Annotated in this window: 2 protein-coding genes; one reads left to right on the top strand and one right to left on the bottom strand. The window is 62.9% G+C overall.

Going from position 1 to position 3,170, the window contains the following annotated elements:
* Positions 1-103: 103 nt before the first annotated feature.
* Positions 104-721, top strand: a complete 618-nt coding sequence (locus ACH4TL_RS45735; protein WP_398332122.1) for a hypothetical protein — start codon at positions 104-106, stop codon at positions 719-721.
* A 353-nt stretch (positions 722-1,074) separates the two neighbouring features.
* On the opposite strand, the gene ACH4TL_RS45730 is transcribed toward ACH4TL_RS45735, so the two are convergent.
* Entirely contained in the window at positions 1,075-1,512 is a 438-nt protein-coding gene (locus tag ACH4TL_RS45730; RefSeq protein ID WP_398332119.1) for a hypothetical protein, read from the bottom strand.
* Between the last annotated feature and the right edge of the window lie 1,658 nt (positions 1,513-3,170).

Genomic DNA, 3,170 nt, shown 5'->3' with positions numbered 1-3,170 from the left:
TCGCAATCCACACCGAAACCAGAGGCCCTCGCCTCGTTCAAGCACCACTCACGGCGCGTCGCCTGTCACCAACGTGCCGGGACAACACAGCTAGGTCCCTCGGATGGACCCCGCGAGGATCCCCGGCACTCGGCCAGAGACGTTCACCTGGCCGGAGCTGTTGCAGGAACTCGGGCCGGTAACGGAGCCACCGGTCGAGTGGAGCCACCAGCACGGCGACGTCGTGGAAGCACTCTGCGAGACGGCAAGCGAGATGGACGACCTGCTGTTCCACGACGTTGGCGCCTACGTCGTCGGCACCGAGATCCCGATCGGCTCGGGGGAAGACGACGACGATGGCGACCTCGTCGACCGGGCCACCGCGTGGGCCGACCGCCTGGAGGACGTGGTGGACAAGCTGCGCGCCGCGGTGAGCGCTGGCACCGTGCTGCACGACGAAGTGATCACCGCCCTGACGCAGGCCCTGGCGGACGCCGGCCTCAACGACAGCCACGCGAAGCGCGGACCCAACGGAGAGACCAGCGTGCACCTATCGCCCGCCGACGCCGAACAGCTCGGCGCCATGCTGGCCGTCAAGACCACCTCGCTATCGGCGAGCCTGAAGGAAGTCGGAGTGAAGGTCTTGGGCGGGTACAGCGGCGAGTCCCACACCGTGTACCTCACCGATGACGGCGGTCGCATGCTCGTCGAGCTGCTGCGCGAGCCCACCAGGTGGTCGTGAGCGCTCAAGAAGCGGTCCCGCACCGACCGGTGAGGGACCCCTTTTCGTGTGTCGAACGCCCATAGAGCGCTCACTGATTAGCAAGCTCATGCGCTTGCTAAAAAGGCTCAGAAGCTGTTCCTAAGCCCTTCGGGGAGGGTGCGCCGGTACGCTGGTGGTGGGCGTCTCCAGAGCGTCTTGGCGGCCACTGATGCGGGGGCCGGGGCAAAGTGACTGTGGTGGATTTGACTCCTGCCTCAAGCGAAACAACCGCCCCAGCTCTTTCGTTCGCGTACCGTTCCTGAAACCGCTCGGCGGAGAAACAGCTGCTCAGCGACGTGCAGGAAATACCGGCACCGGCTCGATGAGCGCCGTCACGACACGTAATTGCAGTTGTAGTTGCCCTTGCTCGACGTGTATTCGCAGACGGCGAAATGGACGTCCTTGACCTGGTAGTGGCTGTCCGCGGCCCACCCGCTTCCATTGCTCGAAGCGATGGTCGTCCAGGTGTAAGGGGCCTCATCCCAGCCAATGCCGTCCCACTGCTTGTACTGGATACGGAGGTGGGCGATCACCGAGCTGCTGCACCTGCCGGTGGTGGAGACGGAGATGTTGTACGAGGCGCGGAATCCGGTGCCGTTCTCAATCGCGCTGTAGACGTAGTCCCCATCCGCCTCAGCGCACTTCAAGTCGCTCAGTCCGCTGACGATCCATTGGACGCCGGCCTCGTTGGCACTGGCGGGTGCCTGAGAAACGCCGACCGCAAGGGCCGCGGTGGCTCCGGCGATCGCGAGGCGATTCTTCAGCTTCATATGGTCCTCCTGTGTCCGTGTCGCGAAGAACGAGTGCTGAGCCAGGGTGCGCACTAGATTGCACAGGAAAACGGACGGACGAAACCGTTCCGGTGACGCATCGACGACTATCGGCCGATGCGCGGAGGAGTCCAGAATTCGTTGTTCCCGCGGCCGTCAGCGTGATGTAGAGCTCTGCTTCCACAGGCCGGAGGGGGCAGTTCGGGGGCGATGGAGAACTGCTGCGTGGCCGTGTCCCTCGGTCGAGCGGCTGCTGTGCCTGTGGTCCAGGGGCTCGCGCCGCCAGTTCGGCCCGGCGCCCGCCATCTGCGGGGTTGGGCTCAGTGTCCGGAGGCCTGTGAGGCGGGGCGTCGTATCCCTTTACAACCACACGTAGAGGTCCCAGTACCTGCTGCCCCGCTGGCACACCCATTCGTCGGGGTACTTTTGCCCTTCTGCTTGGCAGCTCTCCAAGCTGGAGTAGGTACCGACGTAGATCCAAGTCTTGACCGCGGTACTCGATGCGGTGCCGGTTTCGGAAGGTGTGGGTGCCGCCTGCGCGGTGGCGACGGAAGAAGTGCCAACCAGTATGGCGGCCCCCACGGCGATGCTGGTGAGCCAGACTCGTGTACGCATGTTCCCTCCTCATGGTCGAAGTGATCTTGATGTCGTCATCCTGGGGAAGGTGACGCGGAGGAATCGGTTTGGCTGTTCGGTCCCGGACAGCCAAACGATGCCAGTAACTGCCCGCTGGTGAAACGCCACTTCGCGCCACTGGATGGGCTTGGGCGTGGGTGGCCCGGATCGGGTGGTTTCTGGCTTGCAACTTGCAACCTGGGTGTGTGCTGGTGGCTTCGGGTTGGTGGTGGTGGTGGTGGCCGTTGCGGGGTGTGGTTGCCGGGCCCGAAGGGCCCCCTCGTGAGCTGCCCCTGACGCTCCCTCCGGAACGGCCCCTGAATTTCTCTCGCTCCTATTCCATCTAGAATGCATAGCTAAAATATCGTCATCTATGCTTTCTTCGTGGCAGTCGTGTGGCAGCACCACGCAGTAATACATGCCTGCCCGGTAAACTCGCGCATGATGAATATGTGACGAGTGTAAAACGGGACCGTTTAATAGAGTGCGAGTACGGCAACAGATTTACGGAACGGGAATCAACCGACCCCAATAAAACCGGCCACCGCCACCCAGACGACACCACCACAGAGACCGCCCCGACAATCCGTCACGACTCCCATAAACCGGTCTCCTCGGCGAGGCCGAAGGCCTCGCCGAACCCACCACCAAAGCCCCGAAGGGGCCCCCACTCAGAACCAACCCCACCACAGCAACACACCAGCTCACAGCACATACTGAGACTCCAATACCTTCACCACACCGCACCCGATGCCCCTCCCCACACCGGCCCCGAAGGGGCCCACACCTGACACCCCACCAAGTGACCGCCAACGGCGGACGCACCCCACCACCCCAAATTCCCCCAAAGGGGAATTCCCTCGCCCCGAAGGGGCAAAAACCCTCACCACCCATAAACCAGAATTCCCCGAAGGGGAATTCAAAACCCCCAACCAAGCGCCCCGAAGGGGCGCGACATAAACCACAGAGAATTCCCCGAAGGGGAATTTAGGTGGGCATTGAATTCCGAAAGGAATTCAATTTAGGCCGTTTACGGCCCCGCC

This window comes from Streptomyces sp. NPDC021115 (assembly GCF_044333065.1).
In the GTDB taxonomy this organism is placed as follows: Bacteria; Actinomycetota; Actinomycetes; order Streptomycetales; family Streptomycetaceae; genus Streptomyces.
Note: the sequence above shows the minus strand (reverse complement) of the source record. Positions and strands in the feature narration are given on the sequence as shown.

Coding starts and splice junctions, on each gene's coding strand:
- ACH4TL_RS45735 (WP_398332122.1), top strand. CDS start 104: ATGGACCCCGCGAGGATCCCCGGCACTCGGCCAGAGACGTTCACCTGG.
- ACH4TL_RS45730 (WP_398332119.1), bottom strand. CDS start 1,512: ATGAAGCTGAAGAATCGCCTCGCGATCGCCGGAGCCACCGCGGCCCTT.